This is a genomic window from Flavobacterium undicola (assembly GCF_009909155.2).
Classification (GTDB): Bacteria; Bacteroidota; Bacteroidia; order Flavobacteriales; family Flavobacteriaceae; genus Flavobacterium; species Flavobacterium undicola.
The window spans coordinates 41,437-66,421 of sequence record NZ_JAAAPM020000003.1; the positions used below are offsets into that span (position 1 = coordinate 41,437).

General features: G+C 32.5%; 26 protein-coding genes. 12 read left to right on the plus strand and 14 right to left on the minus strand.

Annotated elements, in window-relative coordinates; genetic code table 11:
• Nucleotides 1–443 precede the first annotated feature (443 nt).
• Both rpmA and rplU read right to left on the minus strand, forming a co-directional pair.
• Nucleotides 444–710 (minus strand): 50S ribosomal protein L27, encoded by a 267-nt coding sequence (rpmA, locus tag GTZ96_RS02505; RefSeq protein ID WP_026709571.1) that lies wholly within the window; start codon nucleotides 708–710, stop codon nucleotides 444–446.
• 24 nt (nucleotides 711–734) lie between these two features.
• The gene (gene rplU, locus GTZ96_RS02510; protein ID WP_161641019.1) at nucleotides 735–1,142 is read right to left on the minus strand and encodes a 50S ribosomal protein L21; all 408 of its coding nucleotides are present in this window, start codon (nucleotides 1,140–1,142) and stop codon (nucleotides 735–737) included.
• Nucleotides 1,143–1,384: 242 nt separating this feature from the next.
• Here rplU and GTZ96_RS02515 point away from each other — a divergent pair, with 242 nt between their 5' ends.
• Nucleotides 1,385–2,710: a M16 family metallopeptidase gene (locus GTZ96_RS02515; RefSeq protein WP_161641020.1), complete on the plus strand. Its 1,326-nt coding sequence runs from the start codon at nucleotides 1,385–1,387 to the stop codon at nucleotides 2,708–2,710.
• Between the two features lie 13 nt (nucleotides 2,711–2,723).
• On the plus strand, nucleotides 2,724–4,139 hold the full coding sequence (locus GTZ96_RS02520) for a M16 family metallopeptidase (protein ID WP_235972829.1): 1,416 nt from the start codon (nucleotides 2,724–2,726) through the stop codon (nucleotides 4,137–4,139).
• A gap of 83 nt (nucleotides 4,140–4,222) precedes the next feature.
• On the opposite strand, the gene GTZ96_RS02525 is transcribed toward GTZ96_RS02520, so the two are convergent.
• The 10 genes from GTZ96_RS02525 to mutY form a co-directional block, all read right to left on the minus strand.
• Nucleotides 4,223–5,089 (minus strand): DMT family transporter, encoded by an 867-nt coding sequence (locus GTZ96_RS02525; RefSeq protein ID WP_161641021.1) that lies wholly within the window; start codon nucleotides 5,087–5,089, stop codon nucleotides 4,223–4,225.
• 146 nt (nucleotides 5,090–5,235) lie between these two features.
• Nucleotides 5,236–5,862 (minus strand): hypothetical protein, encoded by a 627-nt coding sequence (locus tag GTZ96_RS02530; RefSeq protein WP_161641022.1) that lies wholly within the window; start codon nucleotides 5,860–5,862, stop codon nucleotides 5,236–5,238.
• 280 nt (nucleotides 5,863–6,142) lie between these two features.
• Nucleotides 6,143–6,760, minus strand: a complete 618-nt coding sequence (locus GTZ96_RS02535; RefSeq protein WP_161641023.1) for a hypothetical protein — start codon at nucleotides 6,758–6,760, stop codon at nucleotides 6,143–6,145.
• A 148-nt stretch (nucleotides 6,761–6,908) separates the two neighbouring features.
• A complete protein-coding gene (locus tag GTZ96_RS02540) occupies nucleotides 6,909–7,460 on the minus strand; it encodes a hypothetical protein (RefSeq protein ID WP_161641024.1) in 552 nt (183 codons plus the stop codon).
• 154 nt (nucleotides 7,461–7,614) lie between these two features.
• On the minus strand, nucleotides 7,615–8,268 hold the full coding sequence (locus GTZ96_RS02545) for a hypothetical protein (protein WP_161641025.1): 654 nt from the start codon (nucleotides 8,266–8,268) through the stop codon (nucleotides 7,615–7,617).
• 66 nt (nucleotides 8,269–8,334) lie between these two features.
• Nucleotides 8,335–8,904 (minus strand): leucine-rich repeat domain-containing protein, encoded by a 570-nt coding sequence (locus GTZ96_RS02550; RefSeq protein WP_161641026.1) that lies wholly within the window; start codon nucleotides 8,902–8,904, stop codon nucleotides 8,335–8,337.
• Between the two features lie 273 nt (nucleotides 8,905–9,177).
• Complete coding sequence (gene gldD, locus GTZ96_RS02555) at nucleotides 9,178–9,738, minus strand: gliding motility lipoprotein GldD (protein WP_161641164.1); 561 nt, start codon at nucleotides 9,736–9,738, stop codon at nucleotides 9,178–9,180.
• A 25-nt stretch (nucleotides 9,739–9,763) separates the two neighbouring features.
• The gene (locus GTZ96_RS02560; protein ID WP_161641027.1) at nucleotides 9,764–11,062 is read right to left on the minus strand and encodes a gliding motility-associated protein GldE; all 1,299 of its coding nucleotides are present in this window, start codon (nucleotides 11,060–11,062) and stop codon (nucleotides 9,764–9,766) included.
• Between the two features lie 23 nt (nucleotides 11,063–11,085).
• Nucleotides 11,086–11,526, minus strand: coding sequence for a single-stranded DNA-binding protein (locus GTZ96_RS02565; RefSeq protein WP_161641028.1), 441 nt, complete (start codon nucleotides 11,524–11,526; stop codon nucleotides 11,086–11,088).
• A 54-nt stretch (nucleotides 11,527–11,580) separates the two neighbouring features.
• Nucleotides 11,581–12,615 (minus strand): A/G-specific adenine glycosylase, encoded by a 1,035-nt coding sequence (gene mutY, locus GTZ96_RS02570; RefSeq protein ID WP_161641165.1) that lies wholly within the window; start codon nucleotides 12,613–12,615, stop codon nucleotides 11,581–11,583.
• A gap of 134 nt (nucleotides 12,616–12,749) precedes the next feature.
• On the opposite strand from mutY, the gene GTZ96_RS02575 reads away from it, so the two are divergent.
• From GTZ96_RS02575 to GTZ96_RS02595, 5 genes are all read left to right on the plus strand, one after another.
• Complete coding sequence (locus GTZ96_RS02575; protein ID WP_024981932.1) at nucleotides 12,750–13,040, plus strand: HU family DNA-binding protein; 291 nt, start codon at nucleotides 12,750–12,752, stop codon at nucleotides 13,038–13,040.
• Nucleotides 13,041–13,438: 398 nt separating this feature from the next.
• On the plus strand, nucleotides 13,439–14,983 hold the full coding sequence (locus tag GTZ96_RS02580) for an Rne/Rng family ribonuclease (RefSeq protein ID WP_161641029.1): 1,545 nt from the start codon (nucleotides 13,439–13,441) through the stop codon (nucleotides 14,981–14,983).
• Between the two features lie 306 nt (nucleotides 14,984–15,289).
• A complete protein-coding gene (locus tag GTZ96_RS02585; RefSeq protein ID WP_161641030.1) occupies nucleotides 15,290–16,186 on the plus strand; it encodes a hypothetical protein in 897 nt (298 codons plus the stop codon).
• A 126-nt stretch (nucleotides 16,187–16,312) separates the two neighbouring features.
• Complete coding sequence (locus GTZ96_RS02590) at nucleotides 16,313–16,591, plus strand: helix-turn-helix domain-containing protein (protein ID WP_161641166.1); 279 nt, start codon at nucleotides 16,313–16,315, stop codon at nucleotides 16,589–16,591.
• 2 nt (nucleotides 16,592–16,593) lie between these two features.
• On the plus strand, nucleotides 16,594–17,817 hold the full coding sequence (locus GTZ96_RS02595; RefSeq protein ID WP_161641031.1) for a type II toxin-antitoxin system HipA family toxin: 1,224 nt from the start codon (nucleotides 16,594–16,596) through the stop codon (nucleotides 17,815–17,817).
• Between the two features lie 10 nt (nucleotides 17,818–17,827).
• On the opposite strand, the gene GTZ96_RS02600 is transcribed toward GTZ96_RS02595, so the two are convergent.
• Entirely contained in the window at nucleotides 17,828–18,994 is a 1,167-nt protein-coding gene (locus GTZ96_RS02600) for an MFS transporter (RefSeq protein WP_161641032.1), read from the minus strand.
• 129 nt (nucleotides 18,995–19,123) lie between these two features.
• On the opposite strand from GTZ96_RS02600, the gene GTZ96_RS02605 reads away from it, so the two are divergent.
• From GTZ96_RS02605 to GTZ96_RS02620, 4 genes are all read left to right on the plus strand, one after another.
• A complete protein-coding gene (locus tag GTZ96_RS02605; RefSeq protein WP_161641033.1) occupies nucleotides 19,124–19,969 on the plus strand; it encodes an AraC family transcriptional regulator in 846 nt (281 codons plus the stop codon).
• Between the two features lie 116 nt (nucleotides 19,970–20,085).
• Entirely contained in the window at nucleotides 20,086–20,790 is a 705-nt protein-coding gene (locus tag GTZ96_RS02610) for a phosphatase PAP2 family protein (protein WP_161641034.1), read from the plus strand.
• Nucleotides 20,791–21,168, plus strand: a complete 378-nt coding sequence (locus tag GTZ96_RS02615; protein WP_161641035.1) for a GtrA family protein — start codon at nucleotides 20,791–20,793, stop codon at nucleotides 21,166–21,168.
• 2 nt (nucleotides 21,169–21,170) lie between these two features.
• Nucleotides 21,171–22,688, plus strand: a complete 1,518-nt coding sequence (locus GTZ96_RS02620; protein ID WP_161641036.1) for an ArnT family glycosyltransferase — start codon at nucleotides 21,171–21,173, stop codon at nucleotides 22,686–22,688.
• A 3-nt stretch (nucleotides 22,689–22,691) separates the two neighbouring features.
• Here the strand turns inward: GTZ96_RS02620 and GTZ96_RS02625 are convergent, their stop codons facing one another.
• A complete protein-coding gene (locus tag GTZ96_RS02625) occupies nucleotides 22,692–23,135 on the minus strand; it encodes a nucleoside deaminase (RefSeq protein WP_161641037.1) in 444 nt (147 codons plus the stop codon).
• Between the two features lie 38 nt (nucleotides 23,136–23,173).
• Between GTZ96_RS02625 and GTZ96_RS02630 the strand changes: the two genes are divergently transcribed.
• Complete coding sequence (locus GTZ96_RS02630) at nucleotides 23,174–24,964, plus strand: 1-deoxy-D-xylulose-5-phosphate synthase (RefSeq protein WP_161641038.1); 1,791 nt, start codon at nucleotides 23,174–23,176, stop codon at nucleotides 24,962–24,964.
• Nucleotides 24,965–24,985: the final 21 nt, after the last annotated feature.

The following is a 24,985-nucleotide window of genomic DNA, read 5'->3' on the forward strand; positions in this document are numbered from 1 at the left end:
GAAGAATGTGTAAAAAGAAAATCTGTTTGATCCGCCGCGGCGGAGAGTTATTTTCTTTTAGACTCGAGCCGAAGGCGAACAGAGCGAAGCTAATTCGAAAACTAATTTGACCGACGAGGAAGCGCAAGACTTGATTTTTTTGTTTCTTTTTTGATCAAGCAAAAAAGAAAATTATTCAAGAAAAATCCTCGTTTCTAATAAAACATCATTGGTAGTTTTTTTATTAAAAAATGCGACATATTTTTTCAATAGAATGTATCGAAAAACGAGTAAAAGACCTCAACTTAACAACATTGGATTTAGTCCTACGCAATTCAACTTAATCAAGCTCAGCTTATTCACACTTTATTAAGCTCTCAATCTTTGTTCTAAAATTATCCATAAACACAAAAAAACCTGCCAGCATAGCTAACAGGTTTTTTTAATAAATTGAGATAAATCAATTATGCTTCTACTTCGAATGGAAGGATTGAAACGTATGATTTGTTGTCTCTTTTCTTTTGGAACTTAACAACTCCGTCTACTCTTGCGTGTAGGGTGTGATCTTTACTGATGTAAACATTTTCACCTGGATTGTGTTTTGAACCTCTTTGTCTTACGATGATGTTCCCTGCGATAGCAGCTTGTCCTCCAAAAATCTTAACACCTAAACGTTTTGATTCTGATTCTCTACCATTCTTAGAACTACCGACACCTTTCTTGTGAGCCATGATGTTTTAGTTTTAATATTGTTATTATTCTTGAGTATCTTCTTTTTTAGCTTTAGCTACTTTTTTCTTTGGAGCTTCAACTTCTTCTGTAGTTGCTTCAACTGCCGCTTTTTTAGCACCTGCTGCAGTAATACCTTCAATTACAATTTGAGTAAGATATTGTCTGTGACCATTTCTCTTTTTGTACCCTTTTCTTCTTTTCTTTTTGAAAACGATAACTTTGTCTCCTTTTAAGTGTTGTAACACTTTAGCTTCTACTGAAGCACCTTCTATAGCTGGGGCGCCTAAAGTTACATTTCCATTATCATCTAATAAAAGAACTTTGTCAAAAGAAATTTTTGAACCTTCTTCACTAGCTAAACGGTGAACATAAACCTTTAAGTCTTTGCTTACTTTGAATTGTTGCCCTGCTATCTCTACGATTGCATACATACCAAATTGATTTATTGATTTTTAAGGTTGCAAATATACAATTATTTTTTTATCACACAATCACTAAATTTAAAAAAATATTTAAATCTGTTTTTTACTTATTATCAACAGATTAGAAATAGGATTCAACTTATATTTTTGTTAAAAAAAGTTCTATTATAGAATCAATACTAAAAAAAAGTATTTTTGAAGTAACAATATTACTCATTAAGTATTGCAACTTTATTTTTTATTAATCTTATATGAAAAAAACAATAATGGCAATTAGTACTGCGCTTTTACTTGGTGGTGTAGCCACTGCCCAAAAAATAGCTTTCGAAGAATACAACTTAGACAACGGCATGCATGTTATCTTACATCAGGACAACAGCGCACCTGTAGTCATTACCTCTGTGATGTATCACGTAGGTTCCAAAGACGAAAACCCAAACAAAACAGGCTTTGCTCATTTTTTCGAACATTTATTATTCGAAGGAACTAAAAATATTAAAAGAGGCGAATGGTTCAATATTGTCACTGCAAATGGCGGAGTAAACAATGCCAATACTTCAGACGACAGAACTTATTATTATGAAGTTTTCCCTTCTAACAATTTAGAATTAGCTCTTTGGATGGAATCCGAAAGATTAATGCATCCTGTGATTAACCAAATTGGAGTTGATACCCAAAAAGAAGTAATTAAGGAAGAGAAAAATTCGCGTTACGACAACCAACCTTACGGAAAAATAATTCAAGCTGTTAAAGAAAATCTATTCACCGATCACCCGTACCGCTGGACAACAATAGGATCTACAGAACATTTAAACTCTGCAAAATTAGAAGATTTCAAAGCTTTTAACGAAAAATTCTATATCCCAAACAATGCTGTTTTAGTAGTTGCGGGCGATTTCGAACAAAAACAAGCCAAAGAATGGATTCAAAACTATTTTGGCCCTATCAAAAAAGGAGCAGCAATAAAAAAAGAAACATTTGTTGAAAAACCAATAACCGAAACCATCAAAGCAACCCACATAGATCCAAACATCCAAATCCCGATGCTTGTGGCTGCTTATAGAACGCCATCTATGAAAACCAGAGACGCTCGCGTATTGGATTTCATTTCCTCTTATTTAAGCGATGGAAAAAGCTCAAAACTTTACAAGAAAATAGTAGACGACCAGAAAAAAGCCTTGCAAATTGGCGCGGTAGGTTTTAACGAAGAAGACTATGGAATGTACATTCTATATGGATTACCAATGGCAAATTTCACAAGCAAGGATTTACTTCAAGAAATTGACGAAGAAATTATAAAAATTCAAACCGAATTAATTTCTGAAAAAGATTATCAAAAACTACTGAACCAGTTTGAAAATCAATACGTCAACCAAAACTCAAATGTAGAGGGAATAGCTGAAAATCTAGCCAAATACTACCTGCTTTATGGCGACATAAATCTTATTAATACGGAAATCGATATTTATCATTCCATCACAAGAGAAGAAATTCGAGCTGTTGCCAAAAAGTATCTAAATCCTAATCAGCGACTGATACTGGATTATATTCCTAGCCCTGAGAAGAACGAAAACTAAGCCATTTCGAATCATGAAAAAATCAAGCATACTATTCATTATAATATTAGTCTCCGCAATCATGCAAGCACAAGAACGCAAACAACCCACAGCAGGAAAACCACCAGTAGTTAACATAAAAAAACCGCAAAGTTTCACTTTAGCTAACGGACTTACAGTAATGGTTGTAGAAAATCATAAATTACCTAAAGTAACCTTCAACCTTACTATCGACAATCCTCCTTTTGCAGAAGGAAACAAAAAAGGGGTTGACGAATTATGCAGCAACCTAATCGGAAATGGGAGCACTAAAATATCTAAAGAAGACTTTAACGAAGAAGTAGATTTCATGGGAGCCACAATGGAATTTAGTTCCAGCAACGCCTATGCCAGCTCTCTTTCAAAATTCTCAAAACGCACTTTAGAACTTTTATCCTTCGGTGCCTTAGACCCTAATTTCACTCAAAACGAACTAGACAAAGAGAAAGCAAAATTAATGGAAGGATTGCGCTCTCAGGAAAAAAGCGTTTCAGCTATTGCTAACAGAATGGTTAATGCCCTTGCTTATGGAAAAAACCATCCTTCAGGCGAATTCATCACCGAAGAAACCTTATCGAATATTACTTTAGAAGATGTCATCAAGAATTACACTCATAATTTTGCACCTGAAAATGCCTATTTAGCAATTGTAGGAGATATTAAATACAACGAAATAAAACCAATAGTAGAGGAGCTTTTTGGCGCTTGGGAAAAAACCAATACTCCTAAAACTAGCTATCCCGACCCCGTAAACACCCCAACAACTCAAATTAATTTTATCGATGTACCTAATGCTGTTCAGTCAGAAATCTCATTAGTAAACACCTATAATTTAAAGATGAATAGCAAAGATTTCTTTCCTGCGGTAATTGCCAGTTATATTTTGGGAGGAGGTTTTAACAGCTACTTAAACATGAATTTAAGAGAGGCTCACGGGTGGACTTATGGAGCAAGTACTAATATTGGAGCAGGAAAATATGTAACCAGTATCAGATCATCATCGGCTGTAAAAAATAGCGTAACCGATAGTGCTGTAGTCGAATTCATCAAAGAAATCAAAAAAATAAGAACTGAAAAAGTAACTACCGAATTACTTGAAAACGCTAAAGCAGGCTACATTGGCCGATTTGTAATGAAGGTCGAAAAACCAGAATCGGTGGCTCGATACGCATTAAATATCGCAACCGAAGATTTACCCGCCAATTTCTACGAAAATTACATTAAAAACATCAATGCGGTTACCAAAGAAGATGTTCTAGCTGCTGCCAACAAATATTTCTTAATTGACAATAGCCGAATAGTTATTGTAGGCAAAGGCAAAGAGGTTATCCCGGGATTAGAAAAACTCAACATTCCTATTCTCTATTTTGACAAATATGGTAATCCTGTAGAAAAACCGATTTATAAATAGTAGAAAATATTGAGCGTTATGTGTTATGAGTTAAGCGTTAAAAGCTCACGCAGTTTAACTCATAACACATAACTCACAACTCCTTACTTCCTGGCACTCAAATAGACACCGATTAGTATAATAAAAGCACCAAAAAACTGAATTGGAGTCAGCATTTCATTATCTAATAATCCCCAAAAGAAAGCAACTACAGGAATTAAATAGGTAACTGATGCAGCAAAAACTGGAGAAGCAATTTGTATTAGTTTAAAGAAAAGGATATTAGCAATCCCCGTTCCTAAAACTCCTAAAATCAGGATGAAACAAACTGCTTTTTGGGTTTTCTCCAAATAAATTTGTTCCGGGAAACCTGAAAAAACCAAAATAAGTATAGCAGGAATCAAAAGCACGACAAAATTCCCTGTAGTTATACTTACCGGACTTACGTCAAACAAGTGTCTTTTTATCAAATTAACATTGGTGGCATAACAAAAAGAGGCCAGAATAATCAACAAAGTATAATAGTAATTTTGTTCAGGATTATTTAGCGCACCATTATAAACCAAAAGCAAACTTCCTAAAAGTCCTATCAACACACCCAAAAGCTGTTTTCTTTGAAAACCAATTCCAAAAAACAATGCCCCTATTGCCAATGTATTTAATGGCGTTAAAGAATTCAAAATTGAAGTTACCGAACTATCTAATTCCGTTTGAGCAATTGCAAACAGAAAAGCCGGAAAAAAAGTTCCAAAAAGAGCCGTAATAGCAATGTATTTCCATTTTGACTTTGGGATAAGCATTAGACTTTTAAACCCAATAAGCAATAGAAAAAAGGAAGCAAAAATAATTCGTAATGAACCTACCTGAATAGCCGACAACCCTAACAATCCCTTTTTTATCAAAATAAACGAACTACCCCAAATCAAGGCAAGAACCAATAAATAAATCCACTTCAATTGTTTTGATTCCAAAGCTTCAATTTTTTGTCAAAATTGTACAATTTTGACGAGATAAGCTTCTTTTTTTAAAGAAAAAAATCTGCCAAACCTATGAAGTGCAAACAAACCATTAAGTTAGGCGTAAATTTTAAACAAAAGGATTATCCACAAACCAAAGATTATTTAAATTTCAACATCCCCCAGGTTTTTTCTATTTCTTGCTTAACTATATCGTCTTGACCATATTTGTAAAAAAACAGTATTTCAACTCTACCAACATTATCTTTATAAACAATCAATTTTTTACATCTTGGATAAATTCCTAGATATAAGTTTTTTCTAACTTTTAAATTATATAGATAACCTCTATCGGCATTGATTTTTTTTAATTGAGACACACCTATTAAATTCGTATTTGAAAAATGAATATCCATTTCTGAATACAACCACTTTTTGTGAGGACGATTCAAATCTTCAGTAGCAATTAAATATTTTTGTGCCCTAGTGTTACCTTTAGGGTAAGGAATCATTGCGACAGTAATCATAATCTGATTATCACCATTTATCATAGAAATATTACATTGACTCTGCTGAATGGTTGGGTATATTTCAAAATAAGAATCGATAGGTCTTATATAGAAATAATTATCCGGCCGATGATAATTAATTATTTTGGCTTTTTTAACAAATAATTGATCATATTCATCCAAATAGCTTTGCGAGTGCATATTAAAAACAATAAAGAAAATAAAAACAAACAACAGTTTCCATTTTCTTTCTTTTTGTGTATTCAAGTTAATTTTCATTTTTGTAAGTTTAAATTAGCTATAATAAATTAAAAAAATATTCACTTGCTAATCCCAATAAAAGTTTCCATGAATTGCATATCTATTTAATATATTCTCAAAAAACATTTAGTGAATTTACATTCGAATATGTAAATTAAATGATTTAAATCAACAAAATCTAAAACATAGACTTCTTGATTCATGGAAAATAATAAACTTTGACTACATTTTAAGTTGTCAAAGCTTTAAAATTAGTAAAATAAGTATATTTAGAATTTTAAGATCTATAAAACTATCCTCAAGCCTTAAACTTCAACATGCCCCATGTTTTTTCTATTTCTTGCTTAACTATATCGTCTTGACCATATTTGTAAAAAAACAGTATTTCAACTCTACCAACATTATCTTTATAAACAATTAATTTTTTACATCTTGGATAAATTCCTAGATATAAGTTTTTTCTAACTTTTAAATTATAGAGATAACCTCTATTTGCATTCATTTTTTTTATGTGAGGGGCATCAATATAAATCAACTTTGATAAACGGGTATCCATTACTGAAGATAACCCCTTTTCATAAAGACGATTCAAATCTCGAGTAGCAATTAAATATTTTTGTGCCCTAGTTTTACCTTCAGGATAATGAATAACAGCTACACAAATCATAATCTGATTGTCTTTATTTATCATAGAAATATTAAATTCACTCTGCAGAATGTTTGGGTATATTTCAAAATAAGAATCGACAGGTCTTATATAGAAATAATTATCTGGTCGATGATAATTAATTATTTTAGTTTCTTTAATAAATAATTGATCATATTCATCCAAATAGCTTTGCGAGTGCATGCTAGTAGCTACAAGGAGAAACAAAAGCAATTGAAATCCTTTTTTTATAGTTAATCTTTGTATCATATTATTACTTCTTGAGCAAATGAATTGCATTATAAAACTACTTAAATCATTAATTTAAAAAAAACACCAATTGTGCATAAAGCGCACATATTAAAAGTATTAAAATAAAATAATTCATTTAAAATAAAATTTACAATCTGATTCTAACCTAATTACAACCTAAATTCGTTTCTTTAATTTCTTTAATTCTATTTAAAACAATCTTTATTTCTGCTTCATTAACAATACCTATACAACCTGTACTCCCTTCACATCCTGATTTAACGATCTCGCAATTTAATTTTCTAGTAATATTCCAATATTTTTGATAATCTATAAATCGTTGTTTTTGTTGTAAATTAATTTTTAAACATTTTACAAAAAATGCACTATTATTGTTATCTTTTAAAATAGTTTCTTTATCTACTTCAATTAAACTATCTACTATATTCAATTTATTTTTTACCAGCTGATTTAACAGACTATTAGAAAATTGAAGTTTTTCTTTAGTACACAAATCAACTTCAATACTTCCGTAAGCCAAATCACAAGGGAATTTGTGCGAAATATAAATAGGATCTGTTTTATCAAGAGATGTATGCAATTTCGTTTGATTTACTTTCTTTTCTTCAGTTGTTTTCAAATTTTTATTAAACAATATAACAATCGTTATAACTAATATAATATTTAATAAACCTGAAAATATAATTATTTTTTTCATTGAGTAAGTCCTAAATTAACCAATACTACATTATACACATTTCAACAAACTCCCAGAGGCAAAGTATTATTACTGTTTTCTTTAGCAAAACAAATTTACCTAACATTTACTTTGGTTTTATTACTCACAACTAGCAACTTGAATTAATTGTGTTTTAGTGCTTATCAGGTACCATTGTAATTTTAGGAGGATTAATAAATTTAATTGGAATTGTTTTTTTATCACTTTTAATTTCTTCAATGATCACATAATTAATAGTTGATATATTACTTAATTTTGGATTATCGGAAACATCTAAATAATTAAGCTTTCCTCCATTCATATATAGAAAAATATCATTTAAATTGTTTTCAGAAAGAACAATCCTTTTAATATTAGTTTTATATAATAAAAAAGAAACTTCTGCAATTTTATTATTTGAAAGATTAATGTTCGTAATATATTTAGAAATATTATCTGACTCTTCAAATCCAAATACATCAACACTACAAGAAAATTTTAATGCGTTTTTAATTTTATTATGAGAAGCATCTAAATCAACCAAATAAGCGGGAAGATTTTTAAGAACTAAAGTATCTAAATTATTATGGGAAATATTTAATTTCCTGACTTTAAATCTTGATAAATTAGGCAATTCTTTAATATTTTTATAGGATAGATCTAATAACTGTATCGTGTCACGAGGGTTCAATTTGGATAGTATTTCTTCAACAGACTTTTTGTTTTTATTTCCTTGTGCGATATTGCTGTTGTAAGAAAATAAAAAACAAAAAAAAATTAGGCACAAAAAAGGATTTTTTGATAGCATAGTGGATGGTAATTATTTTGGATTAAATCTTCTTTACGGACTACTTCCATTTCCTGCCATAGCAGGTTAATTTTTATCTGGTATCGTCGTAATTTGAGGTTGTTCAATAAATTTAAGAGGTGCATCGATGGCAATGTTATTGCTTTTTACAGTATCTATGTTTGCAGGATCAAATGTTACTAAATTACTCAATTTTGGATTATTGGAAACATCTAGATAATTAAGTTTTTTATATTTCAAATAGAGGTAAACTCCATCTAAATTATTATTGGATAAAACAATAGATTCAATTCCTTTTTCATAGAATATAAAGGAGATACCCTCTATTTCATTATTTGAAAGATTAATCCGTTTTATATATTTTGAAATATTATTTTCGCCTTTAAACATTTGAGAATATGTGCCTTTAATATTTTGAAAGTTTATTCCATCATTAATTTTATTAAACGAAGCATCTAAATCAACCAGATAGTTTGGAAGATTTTTCATATTTAGAGTATCTAAATTATTATGGGAAATATTTAATTTCCTGACTTTAAACCTTGACAAATCAGGCAATTCCTTGATGTTTTTATAGGATAGATCTAATAATTGTATGGTATCTCGAGTATTTAGTTTTGATAATATTTGTTCCACAGATTGCGACTTTTTATTTTCTTGTGCGTTATTACTATTACATGAAAACAAAAAAAATACGAATAATAGATATTTCAAGAAAACTACATATTTCATAACTAACTTGATTTGTTTAGATTTAAAAAACTAAATATACAAGAAAAAACCGTCAAGAAAACATTTAACAATAATCAAATCATAGAGAACTACAAAAAAACTTAAAGAAATACTTAGTCCGCAAGAATTAGAAGAAATATCCTTAGAATATAATGCCGAGTATTTAATTTACCTAATTTATTTCCATTCCAATGTTTCCATCAAATGCTGCATATCGTTTTTGATATAACGAGCCGCTGGCATAACAGAATCAAAATTAGGTTTGGCATAAAAATAAACTGAAGCCGTTAAAAAATGCCTTGTACTATCAGTAGCGTAAAACTGTGAGTTAGTTGCTGCATTTCCATCCACTTGATAAAACATTCCGTATACTTTCTTTTGCTGATTTAAATAGGGTTGTTCTAAAATATCATCGGCTTTTATTACATGTTCAAAAGTCAGTTTTTGAGCATCGCGCAATAATTTATTAAGATTACTATTTACTGGTTTGTAGGTCAAATAAATGGTCGCCTTCATCTTTGGATAAGTAATCGTAAAACCACAATCCTTCTCCCCTTTTATAATTGCTTTTGAGTTCATCTCAAAAGTAAACGGACATTGATTCTCAAAATGTGCATATTCAGCCATTGGATAATCCAATCGTAAATAACTCGATGGCTTAGGCAAAACATCATTTTTACAACTTGAAAACAAAACTAAACCAAGAAAGACAAGCGCAACACTGCATTGAACACCCATTCTTTTCTTATCTACACATTTTAAACTAAACATCAATAGTAACTTTTATCTGTTTGATACGTTTTTTATCTACAACCTCAATAGTAAACAGGCAATTTTCAAAAACAAGTTTTTGCCCTTTGGCTGGAAAATTACCCGAAATTTCTAGAATAAACCCCGCCAAGGTTTCTGCCTCTCCTTTTTTCTCTTCGAAAATTTCTTCATTTACATCAACAATTCTATAGAAATCTTTTAGGTTAATCTTACCTTCAAAAAGATAATTTTGATCATCAATCTGAGAGAAATTAATATCCTCATCGTCAAATTCATCACTAATATCACCCACAATCTCTTCGATTACATCTTCTAAAGAAACTAAACCTGAAGTCCCCCCATATTCATCCACCACAATAGCAAGATGACTTTTCATAGACTGAAAATCCTTCAATAAGTTATCCAGCTTTTTATTTTCCGGTACAAAAAACGGCTCTCTCATTAATGTAGTCCAATCAAAATCCTGCTTATCTAAGTGAGGTAATAAATCTTTAACAAACAAAACACCTTCAATTTGATCAATATTATCGCGATACACAGGAATTCTGGAATAGCCTTTGTCGACAATCTTATTATAAACATCCGTAAAAGTCTCTGTGATTTCCAAAGCAAAAATATCAATTCTAGGACTCATAACCTGTTTGGTATCTGTATTACCAAAAGAAACAATTCCCTCTAATATTTTTTGTTCATCAGTAGAAGTTTCATCGGTTGCCGTGAGTTCTAAGGCTTGTGACAATTGGTCAACCGAAAAATTAGTCTTCTGTTTCCCTAATTTGTTGTGCAAATAAACCGTAGCTCCACGCATTGGAATACTAATTGGCGAAAGCAAACTATCTAAAACAGAAATAGGATAAGCTACCCTTTTAGCAAATTTAATATTGTTTCTACTCGCATATACTTTTGGCATCACTTCTCCAAAAAGCAACAATAAGAAAGTCACAACGATAACTTCAAAAATAAATTTCAGTACGGGTGAATTAATTGCTGCAAACAAATCAGAACCAATAAACGAAAACAAAATCACAACTCCTATATTGATGAAATTATTAGCGACAAGAAGCGTTGCTAATAGTTTTTTGGGTCTTTGCAAAAGCTCGGAAAGAATTTTTCCTGTCGAAAGATTTTCTTGAAGCGTATCATCAATATCTTTTTGCGACAGCGAAAACAAGGCTACTTCGGCTCCCGAAACTACTGCCGAACAAAACAGCAATACAAACATTCCGGCAAAACCAAACAATAGATCTAAATCTAATGTATAAACAAAATTAAAACTGGGCTCTGGGTCCAAATTAAAAAAGATTAGTTAAACAATCAAAAAGGCAAATCATTGATAGGCAAGCCTTTGTTTGGTGTGTCAAAGTTAGTATTTTTTGTGGATTCTGATCCCTGATTTTGCTTGTTGCTTTCAGTATCTTTTTTAGTTGTTAAAAATGTAAATTCTGTCACCTGAATTTCAGTAGTATGCTTCATCGAACCATCTTCTGCTTGCCACTGACGGGATTTAATCCTTCCTTCCACATAAATTTTATCTCCTTTTGACAAATATTTTTCACATATCTCAGCCGCTTTATTACGCACCACTAAATTATGCCATTCAGTCGAAGTGATTTTCTCATTGGTAGTCTTATTAATATACACTTCATTTGTAGCCAACTGAAATCTTCCAATACAATTTCCCGCTTCAAAATAGTGCATCTTAACATCGTCACCCAAATGACCTATTAGCATTACCTTATTTAGTGTTCCGTTCATAGTCATTTTAATATATAGTACTATCCCAAAGATACATTTTTTTGCTCTTTTATTCTATTCCGATTCAATAAAATTATGAATCACAATCGGGAAAGGATATTGCCTTAACTGCTCTTTAGTAATCCCATTTTCAACCACGCCTTTTACATTTAGTTTCCAAAATTTAATATGTAAATGTTGGTGCGACAGTTTATGAACAATACTCTTTTCATTGCAGGCACGCATACTTATAATAGGATTCACAAAAAACGATTCTTGCTCAACGGCATTCGATACAAATTCAAAATCTTCTTCCTGCAAAGTTTCAATCAAAGGAAACTCATATAAGTTATGCCAAATTCCTTTCGCCGTTCGTTTCTGAATTAAAGTATTCTCCTCAGCATCCGAAAGCATCAAATAATTAAAGTATCTATTTCGTACTTTCAACTTCTTTGACTTCACAGGCAATTGATCGACTTTCTTTTTTTGCAAAGCCGCGCAACCAGAATTAAAAACACATTTTCCACAGTCGGGACTTTTAGGAACACATTGCAAAGCACCAAACTCCATTATGGCCTGATTAAAAATTGCTGGACTATCTTTTGGCATTAATTCGAAAGCCAAAGCAGCAAATTCTTTTTTGGCTGAAGCCAAAGCAATATCGGCTTCTACATCAAAATAACGGGAAAGCACCCGAAACACATTTCCATCTACCACAGGAACCGCTTCATTATAGGAAAAAGAAGCAATTGCCGCCGCAGTATATTCGCCTACTCCTTTTAACAACAACAAGTCCTTATAATTAGAAGGAAAAATTCCGTTTAATTCATAAGCTATATATTGAGCTGTTTTATGCAAATTACGTGCACGAGAATAATACCCCAAACCTTGCCATAATTTTAAAACTTGTTCTTCACTCGCCGCGGCGAGATCAAAAACGGTTGGAAAAGCAGTTGTAAAAGACAAAAAATAAGGCATTCCTTGCGCCACTCGCGTCTGTTGAAGCATGATTTCAGAGAGCCAAATATGGTACGGATTAGTCGTATTTCGCCAAGGCAAATCGCGCTTGTTTTCTAAATACCACTTTATTAGAAAGTTATGAAAAATCATCATTAAATATTTGTTGACAAAAGTAAAAGTTTATGTAATTAAAATTTAATGAATTAGCTTGAATATTTGTTTTTTAAATTCATATATTTGCACACTCAAAAAAATTATTACAGAATAATAAATAAGGAAAGAAAATGACGAAAGCAGATATCGTAGCGAAAATTTCAGAAAAGTTAGGTCTTGAAAAAGGTGATGTGCAAGCAACAGTAGAGACTTTTATGAATGAAGTAAAAACTTCATTAGAAACTGGAGACAATGTTTATTTAAGAGGTTTTGGTAGCTTTATCGTAAAGACTAGAGCTGAGAAAACAGGTAGAAATATCTCAAAGAACACTACAATTAAAATACCTGCACACAACATTCCTGCTTTCAAACCTGCAAAAGTTTTTGTAGAAGGAGTAAAAACAAACAACGAAGCAAAATAATATTAATTAATCATAAAATCAACTCGATATGCCAAGTGGTAAAAAAAGAAAGAGACATAAGGTAGCTACGCACAAAAGAAAGAAAAGAGCGAGAGCTAACCGTCACAAGAAGAAAAAGTAGTCTAGAACTACTTTTTTCTTTTTAAACGTTCATTGAAATTGAGATTTAAGATTGTAGATTACCGATTTAAGATTGCAGATTTAAAAATCTAAAATCAAGAATCAAAATTCAGAAATCTAAAATCTCCCCGGGTTCATGCCTGTTAAAATTATTGTTTAATCCATCCTTACCGAAGTTAGAAGTTGGAAGTTGGAAGTTGGAAGTTTTTTGTGACTACAAAAATCTGAAATCTGAAATCTGAAATCTGAAATCTGAAAGTGCGGATAAAAATTTACAAATGAACAAAGAATTAATCATTAGATCTAGTTCTGATTTCGTAGATTTTGCCTTATTAAAAGATGGAAAACTAATTGAATTACACAAGGAAGAAGAGACAAGCAACTTTCAAGTAGGCGATATTTTTATTGCTAAAATAAGAAAACCTGTTGCTGGACTCAATGCTGCTTTTGTAAATGTAGGCTTCGAAAAAGATGCCTTTTTACATTATCACGACTTAGGTCCTAATCTAACTTCCCAACTGAAATTCATAAAACTTGTAAGCGCAGGTAAAATAAAAGATTTCTCCCTAAAAAACTTTCAGTTTGAAAAAGAGATAGACAAAGATGGGACCATTACTGATGTAATAAACGCCAATCAATCTATCTTAGTGCAAGTTGTAAAAGAACCAATATCTACCAAAGGACCAAGAATTAGCGCTGAGCTTTCTCTTGCCGGACGTTTTATTGTTTTAGTTCCTTTCTCTGACCGTGTATCTATTTCTCAAAAAATAGAAGACAAAAAAGAAAAAGACCGACTAAAAAAACTTGTACAATCCATCAAACCAAAAGGATTTGGTGTTATTGTTCGCACAGTAGCCGAAGGCAAAAATACAGCCGAATTAGAAAAAGATTTGCAGAACCTGCTAAGCAGATGGACTGCAATGTGTAAAAAATTACCAACTGCTCATCATCCCTCAAAAGTATTAGGCGAACTCAACAGAGCTTCCTCAATATTAAGAGACGTATTCAACGATACCTTTACCAGTATCCAAATAGATGATGAAGAGTTGTACAACCAAACCAAGGATTACTTGCAAGAAATTGCTCCATCCAAACAATCTATTGTGAAGTTTTATCAATCAAACGACACGCCTGTCTTCGAGAAATACAATATAGAGAGACAAATCAAAACTTCTTTTGGAAAAACTGTTTCCATGAGTAAAGGCGCTTATCTTATTATTGAACACACTGAAGCTCTACACGTAATTGACGTCAACAGCGGAAACCGTTCTAATAAAGCGACTAATCAAGAAGACACAGCCATGGAAGTCAATATGATTGCCGCAGCCGAAATAGCCAGACAATTGCGTTTGCGCGATATGGGCGGTATCATAGTAGTGGATTTTATCGATATGTCTAATCCCGAAAATCGCAAAGTCTTGTTCGACTTCTTGAGAGAAGAAATGAGCGACGATAAAGCAAAACACAAAATCTTACCTCCCAGTAAATTTGGATTAGTCCAAATTACAAGACAAAGAGTAAGACCAGAAAGAAATATTAAAACCAGAGAAGAAGATCCAAACAATGAAAATGGCGAAATCGAAGCGCCAATACTAATCATTGATAAAATCAACTCCGACCTGGAAAGAGTTTTAAAAAACCACAAAAAAGTTGTACTCAATGTACATCCGTTTGTGGCTGCTTACCTCAGCAAAGGTTTTCCATCATTACGTTCAAAATGGTTTCTTGAACATAAAAAATGGGTGAAAATTATACCACGTGACGCTTACACGTATTTAGAATATCATTTCTTTGACAACAAAGGAAATGCTATAAAAGACTAAACAAAAAACCGCTTTTCGAAAGATTAGCGGTTTTTTTGTGCGTCATTGCGAGGCACGAAGCAATCGCACAATTCAATTAACTTCAGTTTTATCTGAAGCTACTTCCTGCTATCCGTTTCAATCTTTTATCTCTAAAAAACGAGATAAAAGGATTTCCACTACTATCAGGGCTAGGGATTTTGTTTAAAACATTATTGTAGTTATAAAAAATAAACTTGTAGTACATATTTTATATATTCGCCAAAAACAAATCATCATGAAATTCTTTATATAAATTTATTAATGCAATATTTAAAACCAAAAAAAATGCTCGACTGGATTATTGAAAATTATCTTCCAATTTCTATTATTTGTACAGTACTTTCTATTTGGCTACTCCAAGTTGGTGCTGAAAAAAGCGGGGAAAAAACTAAAATTGAAATTTCAAGAAAAGTTGAAACTGAAATTGACTTGACTATTAACAAAATAAATGAGAAATTTGAAAAAACTGTAAAAAAGATAGATTCTAGCACTGAAAACACGATTAAAAAAATTGACAATCAAAGTAAATTAGTCATTGAGCAACTATCAGAACAATCAAAAAAAGAACTTTTAGAATTGCAAAAAGAAATGGATAAAGTTAAAGCTATATCCGAACAATTAACAATTGCAAATTCACCAACTATATTAGAAATTAAATACATAATTCCTTTAAATAAATTCGACATAAGAGAAAGAAACGAATTAGCAGAAAATCTAATCTTAAATTTCAATACTGCACTTACTATTTACCGAAAAGAAAAGCGAACAAATAATTTAATAGCAGAATTTATAGGTAGCGCAAATCAATTTGCTAAAATCCCTTTACACCAAGCTCAAGCTTTTCCAACTAACTTTAGCAAAGAGAATACTTTCATAATATATCCAAATCTAGAAAAAGAAAATTACTACATTATTACTGTATATATCAAATTATTACCTTCTGAACTCAACAACTTAAGAGGTTTAAATAAAAAAGACAGGATTAACCTTGTTAAAACTAAAAGAATAGAAAATAAGATTCTTACTCCTCTTAATAGTAGAATGTATAATGCTGAGCTAAAAATAAAGGAATGCTCAATATTGATTGGAACTAAAAAATTAAATTTAAAACCTTTAGAAAATATTTACATGAATTACGAATTATTATTACCACAAATAATACATATGTTTGAAGTTGAATAACTTTTCCATATTCCTCTTTCTACATTTTTATCAATCGCTTCCCCACTCACGAACAATAAAAATTACAGCTATTATATTAGCTATTTATAACTAAAAACCATACATTTGACTAATATTTTAGCCAAAATGAAAAATTACTCTATCAATAAAACTCCTTCACAAGTTCAAACAGAACTAGCTGAAAGATTACGGGAAATCAGGAAGGACAAAAAAATATCACAATCAGAATTAGCTGCTAAATCGGGGGTCTCACTAGGAAGTATCAAACGATTTGAACATACTGGTGAAATATCATTAGCATCATTACTTAAACTGGCGCATCTTTTTGACAGATTAGATGATTTTGATACCGTTTTTAAAATCAATGAAAATTTGAAAGAAATAGAGAAATTATTTAAAGAATAACTATGGCGGAAATTCAAAAAATAAAAGCTTTTCTAAATCTGAACGATACTAAAGTCGAAATTGGAACTATGGTAGAAAACCAAGGAAAAATCTATTTCAAATACGACCCGGATTTTATTTCAAGTGGATTAGAAATATCTCCTTTTAAAATGAGATTGTCTAACGAAATTTTGACACCAAAAGAAACATATCTAGAGGGACTTTTTGGCGTTTTTTCAGACTCTATCCCAGATGGCTGGGGAAGATTATTATTAGACAGAAAATTACTCTCTATGGGAGTCAACTTAAACGAGATTACTCCGTTAGACCGATTGACTTATATAGATAAAAACTGTACTGGAGCAATCTCTTACGAACCTGAATATGAAAACAACTTCACTAATTTTAATGTCGTAGATTTAGACCAAATTTCCAATGAAATTGAAACTGTTCTAAACGGAACCTCAGAAGATGTAATTGAAGAACTTTTCCATCTTGGCGGCTCATCAGGCGGTGCAAGACCAAAAGTATTGATTGGATTTAACCCAAACACCCAAGAATTACTTTATGGAAAATCTGATTTACCGGAAGGTTTTGAACATTGGATAATAAAATTCCCGTCTTCCAATGATTTAACCGACATTGCTTTAATAGAATACACTTACAACCAAATGGCGCAAGCTGCCGGCATTGAAGTCAATGAATTCCGATTGTTTAAAAGTAAAAAAGGTCAATATTTCTTCGGAAGTAAACGATTTGACCGAATTCAAAATAAAAAACTTCATCTACACTCAGCAGCAGGATTACTTCATGATAATTTCAGAATGAGCACTTTAGACTACGGACATCTTATGGATTGTGCTTTTACATTAGAAAAAGACTTTAATGCCTTTAATAAAATTCTCCAATTAGCCACTTTTAATGTTTTAGCCCACAACCGAGATGACCACAGCAAAAACTTTTCTTTTTTAATGGACAAAAACGGACATTGGAAATTAGCCCCTGCTTATGATTTAACATTCTCCAATTCATCTTATGGTTTTCACAGCACAACTATTGCTGGCGAAAGTAAAAATCCAACATTGAAACACTTAACAACCTTAGCCAAACATTTCGGAATTAAAAATCCTAATTCCACTTTTGAAAAAGTACAAGAAGTGATTTCTCAATTCGATTCGTTAGCAAAAAACAATGGAATCAGTAAAGATTCCATAAAATTAATAAGCAGTAATTTAAGACTCAAATAAAACTAAAACTTTAAATCCTTTGCAACTTTAAAACACGTCGTTTTCTTTGTAAAAACACCACTGTAAATAAAACTCCTATAATCGACATCGTTACACCAACTAAATTAGGAGAAGCATAACTAAATCCAGCAATTAAAGGCAATCCACCAAGAAAAGCTCCCAAAGCATTTCCAGTATTAAAAGCCGCCTGAATAGCCGCCGAAGCGATCATCTCGGCACCTACCGCAGTTTGTATCATCAAAGTCTGAATTGGCGCAGCAACGGCAAAAGAAATACAACCTGTAGAAAACACTAATGCTAAACTTACATAAGGATTAGACGAAAAGAAAAACACCAATAACAAATCGAGCGCCATAACCGAAAGCAACACGATTATCGTCTTTTCGGCAGAGTAACGATCGGCTAATTTTCCACCAATAAAATTCCCTAGAACCATTCCCAAACCAGCCAGCATCATAATATAAGGCACATCGCCACCATCAAAACCTGAAATATCTGTTAGCAATGGCGCAATATAACTAATCCAACAAAACAAGCCTCCAGCACCAATAGCGGTAATTAGGATAACCAACCAAGCTTCGGCTTTCTTAAAAAACAACAGCTGCGTTTTCATAGCTTCTCTCGCTTTAGCCTCGATATTAGGCATCCAAAAATAAAGTGAACAGACCGTAAGAGTTCCAACAATGGCAATAATAATAAAAGTATAACGCCATGAAAAGTTATGCCCAATATAAGTCCCAATAGGTACTCCCACAAGATTAGCAATAGTTAAACCTGCAAACATAACCGATATAGCCTGAGCTTCTTTGCCCTTATCAGCAAGCCGGCTCGCAACTACCGCACCAACTCCAAAGAAAGCACCATGTGGCAATCCCGAAAGCAATCGTACTGCAAATAAAAATCCATAGTTAGGCGCTATAATCGAAAGCGTATTAAACACAGTAATCATACTCGCCAGAATCAAAAGCGTTTTTTTAGGCGGATAATTTCGCGTGATAATCACCAACAAAGGCGCACCAATAACTACTCCAAGCGCATAAGCCGAAATTAAATGTCCCGCAACGGGTATGCTAATATTTAAATTTTTAGCAATATCAGGCAATATTCCCATCATCACAAATTCGGTAATTCCTATTGTCAAACCACCCAAAGCGAGTGAAAGCAGACTTTTTTTCATTTTATTATAAAAGAGATTATTAACTAACATTGTGTCATTGAAACAGCAATGCTTATTTACTTTGCAAATTTATTGATAACTGCTGCAAAGAAATTGTAATTTTACAACATAAACTTGCAACTTTAGGTTATGAAAAAATTAAATCAATTTGACACCTTAGTAATTGATGAATTTGAGGAAGACCAATATCATCTTCCCAGACATAGTCACACCTATTACGAGATTATTTACATTGTAAAAGGAAGCGGAATTCATCAATTAAACAAAAACCTACTTCAGTACAAAACAGGAGATTTATTTGTGCTTTCCACTGATGATGAGCACTATTTTGACATAAAAAAAACAACTCGGTTTTTCTTTATAAAATTCACCGACACTTATTTTAATTCGAATAAAAAACTGGCTTGCGACGAATTTCTGCTTAATACTCCCGAGAATTTCATGCGCGATAAATCACTAAAAGAAAATGTACTAAAATTGGATCCAACTTGTGCAAGCATACTAAAAAATACCATTGACAATATCAGAGCCTACAACAGCAAAGCCAATATTTCTACTTCGCCAATTGCCTTCTACCAAATCTTATCCATCTTTGGACTGATAAAAGAAAGTTTACAACAACAGAATATAAAAATCACCGGATCAGGAATAGACAACGACCAGATTATCTCTTATATCCATCAGAATATCTACAAACCAAAATTGGTTCAAATTAAGACTATTTCAGAACATTTTAATATCTCTCCGACTTATTTTGGAACGTATTTCAAGCGTAATTTTTCGATAAGTTATAGAGATTACAATAACAAACTAAGAACCCAATTAATAGAAAAAAGGATTCTAAACAAACAGCTGTCAATGAAGCAAATCGCTTATGAATTTGGTTTCACCGACGAAAGCCACCTTTCTAATTATTTCAAAAAACAAAGAAATTTAAAACCCAGTGAGGTTAAGAAATTACACCCCTCTAGTTAACATTAATTGACCTTTCGTAACATCTTAATAAAGATTTGATTTCGTTTTTACAAAACTGAGTTTACATTAAATATAGCTTTGACCACTAGCTTTACAAAAATTTAATTTTTGTAATAATGAATTCTATTCTAAAAGTAATTACTCAAAATAGTTTTTTTTACGGCCTTAATTTACTGCTGATAAGTGCGGTTGTTTTGTTGTTATGTTCCTTTTCTCAAGCCGATGGTTTTATATGGTTGAATCAATTTCATACCGCTATTTTAAATCTTATTTTCGAAAGCATCACCTTTCTTGGAGATGGTTGGTTTATTATTGTTTCGTCTGTATTTATTTTACTTTTTGTCAAAAAGCATCGAAAATTAGCCATCATCATCTTGCTTTCCTACATCAGTTCTGGGATTTTTGCTCAAATTATAAAAAATATCATAGCAGCCCCACGGCCAAAGGTCTATTTCGAATTGCATCATTATCAATATTATCTGGATACTTTTGCCTCAAGTCGAATCGGTTTTAATAGTTTTCCTTCGGGGCATACGGCTTCTTTTTTTGCTTTGGCAACTGTACTATCTAATTATTGCAAAAGAAGATACGTTTGCGCATCTTTACTTCTATTGAGTATTTTAGTAGGTTATTCCAGAATTTACCTTGCACATCATTTTTTGATGGATGTATTTGTTGGAGCCGTAATTGGAGTCGTTTTTGGTTCTTTATCTGTAATTTGGTTTAATAAAATCATGGAAAATCCCTTTGTGAAAAAGAAAATCAACTCTTTAAAACATCCTTCCCCGAGTTTTTCAAATCCAACATTAAGCGGACAATAAATGGATATTTTAAAGTTTTTTAAATTTGGATTAGTCGGTTTTACAGGACTTGTTATTGACTTTGGAATCACCTGGATTTGTAAAGAAAAGTTAGGATTTAATAAATATGTTGCCAATAGTTTTGGCTTTCTATTTGGCGTTACAAATAATTATTTCTTGAATAAATACTTCACTTTTGACAATCACAATCCTGAAATAGGACTTCAATTTCTGAGTTTTTTAATTATCGCTGTAATTGGTTTTAGTATCAATACGGGCTTTTTATATTCGTTGCAAAAAAAGACCAAAATCAATTTTTACGTTTGTAAAATCATCGTGACTGCAATTGTATTTATTTGGAATTTTGGCGCGAATACTTTTTACACTTTTAAAAGCTAAATATGTCCTTTAAAAATAAAGTAGCAAGCCTCATTTTGCTTGCAACGATAGTTCGCTGCATTATTGCTTTTTCAATAGGTTTAGGAAATGATGAAGTTTATTATGTTAACTATGCTCAGCATTTGCAATGGAATTATTTTGACCATCCACCCTTGGTTGCTTTGTTAATCCGGTTAACCACTTTTAATTTGATGCTAACGTCTGATTTTTTCATTCGATTAGGCCCGATTCTTTTAGCTGCCGCCAATACTTATTTGATGTATGCTATTGGAAAAAAAATCAAAGATGAAAAAGCCGGTTTCATTGCTGCTTTACTTTATACTTCCTCCATTTATGCAAGTATTATTGCAGGTATTTTTATTATGCCTGATGCACCACAATTGTTTTTTTGGATTTTAAGTCTCTACTTTTTAGTACATTTAATTACTAACCCAGAGAATAAAAAAAAATCAAATTTGTACTTGATATTGTTTGGATTAAGTACAGGTCTGTGCGTGATGAGTAAGGTTCACGGAGTATTTTTGTGGTTTGGATTCGGACTGTATATTCTTATTTACAATCGAAAGCTACTTTCAAACGGCTATCTGTACCTATCGGTATTATTGACGCTTTTAGTGATTTCACCTATTTTATTTTGGAATATAGAAAATAATTTTATCACTTACACTTTTCATAGTAATCGGGTAAGCATCAATCGGGGAATCAATCCTAATAGCTTTATTCGGGAGTTTTTTGGCGGACTAGCATATAATAATCCAATCAATTATTTTATAGTCATAATTACTTTAGTTGCCTGTTGGAAAAGAAGAATTAATATCCAAATTAATCATATTAGACTCTTGCTTTTAATGAGCTTGCCTTTGATTGGAATTTTATTGTTTGTTTCGTTGTTTAGAGATACTTTACCACACTGGTCTGGCCCGGGATTCACCGCTTTATTATTACTTGCCGCCTGTTATTTATCTGATTTAAAAATTAATTCCCGACTGCCCCAATTAGTCTATTATGCTAATTATTTAATTGTAGGTGTAAGTTTTCTTGGAATTCTAGTACTATCATTTTACCCCGGAACCTTAGGTAAAACCGATGAAACCAGTTTAGGTAAAGGAGATGTAACTTTAGATATGTACGATTGGGATTTTTTCAAAACTGAAGTTAATAAAATAATTCAGAAGAATAAATTAGAAAAGAAAACCAACACCAATTTTATCATCAACAACAAATGGTTTCCGGGGGCACATATTGATAATTATATTGCAGCACCTCTTCATCTTAATTTTGTTGCCATTGGAAAACTGGAAGATATCCATACCTACCATTGGCTGAATCAATTCAGAAAACCCATTCAAAAAGGAGATAACGCCTACTATATTACCGTTTCGAATAATTTTAGCGATCCAAATGAAATCTATAAAGATGATTTTGAAAAAATAAATTCTCCTGTTATCATCAAGCAATATCGGGGAGGGAAACCCGTGAGAAATATGTTGGTGTATTTGATGGAAGGATTTAAAAACTGAAAATCACTTTCTCCTCGAAGCAAAAAAACGCTTCATCAAATCAGCCGCTTCATCAGCCAAAACTCCACGAACCACAGTAGTTTTAGGATGCAATTGTGTTCCCATTTTCTCAAAACCACGTTGGGGATCACTAGCTCCAAAAACGATTTTAGTAATTTGGCTCCAATACAAAGCACCCGCACACATCTGGCATGGCTCTAAAGTGACATAAAGCGTACAATCTTTCAAATATTTTCCGCCCAAATAATTAGCCGCAGCCGTAATGGATTGCATTTCGGCATGGGCGGTAACATCATTCAGCATTTCGGTTAAATTATGACTTCTGGCAATAACCGTATTATTAACAACAATAACTGCGCCTACAGGGATTTCGCCTTTTTCAAAAGCCATTTCGGCTTCCTGCAAAGCTTTTTTCATAAAATAGTCATCGGTGAAAATATTTTCCATGAAGCAAAAATACAGCATTCAATTCGTACATTTGCCTCATGCCAGAAAATTTGCTTTCAAACATACAAACGCCAGACGATTTACGCCTGCTTGACGAAGCCCAGCTTCCTCAACTAGCGCAGGAATTACGTGATTTTATTATCGATATTGTATCGGTGAAAGAAGGGCATTTGGGAGCCAGTTTAGGCGTTGTCGAATTAACCATTGCGCTGCATTATGTTTTCAACACGCCTGATGATGCATTAATTTGGGATGTTGGTCATCAGGCTTATGGACATAAGATTCTAACAGGACGACGAGAAGTTTTTCATACAAATCGCCAACTAAACGGAATTTCTGGTTTTCCAAAAAGAAGTGAAAATGTATATGATGCTTTTGGCGTAGGCCACTCCTCTACTTCTATTTCGGCCGCTTTGGGAATGGCAATTGCATCTAATTTAAATGGTGATTTCAACAAACAACACATTGCAGTAATTGGTGATGCATCAATTGCATCGGGAATGGCTTTTGAAGGATTAAATCACGCTGGAGTAACCAATGCTAATTTATTGGTGATTCTAAACGATAATGCTATCGGGATTGACCCGAGTGTTGGTGCCTTAAAAAACTATCTTACCGCAGTAAAAGAAGGTAAAAATCCGAGGCAAAACAATATGATTAAGTCCTTGAATTTTAATTATTCAGGACCCATTGACGGAAATGATATTTTTTCTGTTATAAAAGAATTAAAGCGTTTACAAAAATTAAAAGGCCCTAAATTCCTGCATGTTATCACCACTAAAGGGAAAGGACTTCAACAAGCCGAAGAAAATCAGGTGCAATATCATGCTCCTGGGAAATTTGATGCTACAACAGGGGAAATTATCCCAAAATCAGAAGAAAATCTTCCTCCAAAATACCAGGACGTTTTTGGCTTGACCGTATTGGATTTGGCACAAAAAAACAAAAAAATAGTAGGTATCACACCTGCAATGCCTACGGGAAGTTCACTGAAATTCATGATGGACGCCTTGCCGGAACGCGCTTTTGATGTGGGTATTGCCGAACAACATGCAGTAACCTTAGCCGCGGGAATGGCAACCCAAGGAATGATTGTATTTTGCAATATCTACTCTACTTTTTTACAAAGAGCCTATGATCAGCTTATCCATGATGTGGCTTTACAAAAACTTTCGGTAATTTTTTGTTTAGATAGAGCAGGACTCGTTGGCGAAGACGGAGCAACCCATCACGGTGTTTTTGATATTGCGTATTTGCGTTGCATTCCTAATCTTATTATTTATGCTCCCGCAAATGAAATTGAGTTACAAAACATATTATATACCGCTCAATTAGGTTTAGAATTACCAATTGCTATCCGATATCCACGCGGTCGTGGTATTATTGCTGATTGGAAAAAAGAACATTTTGGTCACTACCAAAATATCGAAATCGGAAAAGCATCTTGTCTTAAAAACGGAACTGAAGTAGCGGTTTTATCCAATGGAACCATCGGAAACAATGTAAATCTAGCACTGGACGAAATGGGAAATCCAGAAAAAATTGCACATTATGATTTTGCATTTGTAAAACCATTAGACGAAAAATTACTTCACGAAATATTCAAAAAATTCAAAAATATCATCACCATCGAAGATGGCACAATTATTGGTGGCTTTGGAAGTGGAATTCTCGAATTTGCCGCTCACAACAATTATCAAACTAAGATTAAAACATTGGGGATTTCTGATAAATTTATTGAGCAAGGAACTGTAAATCAATTGCAACAATATTGCGGAATTGACGTTGAAACACTAAAATCACTTTTTTTTAGTTATATAAACGAGTAATTTGCGCAACCCAAAATTTCA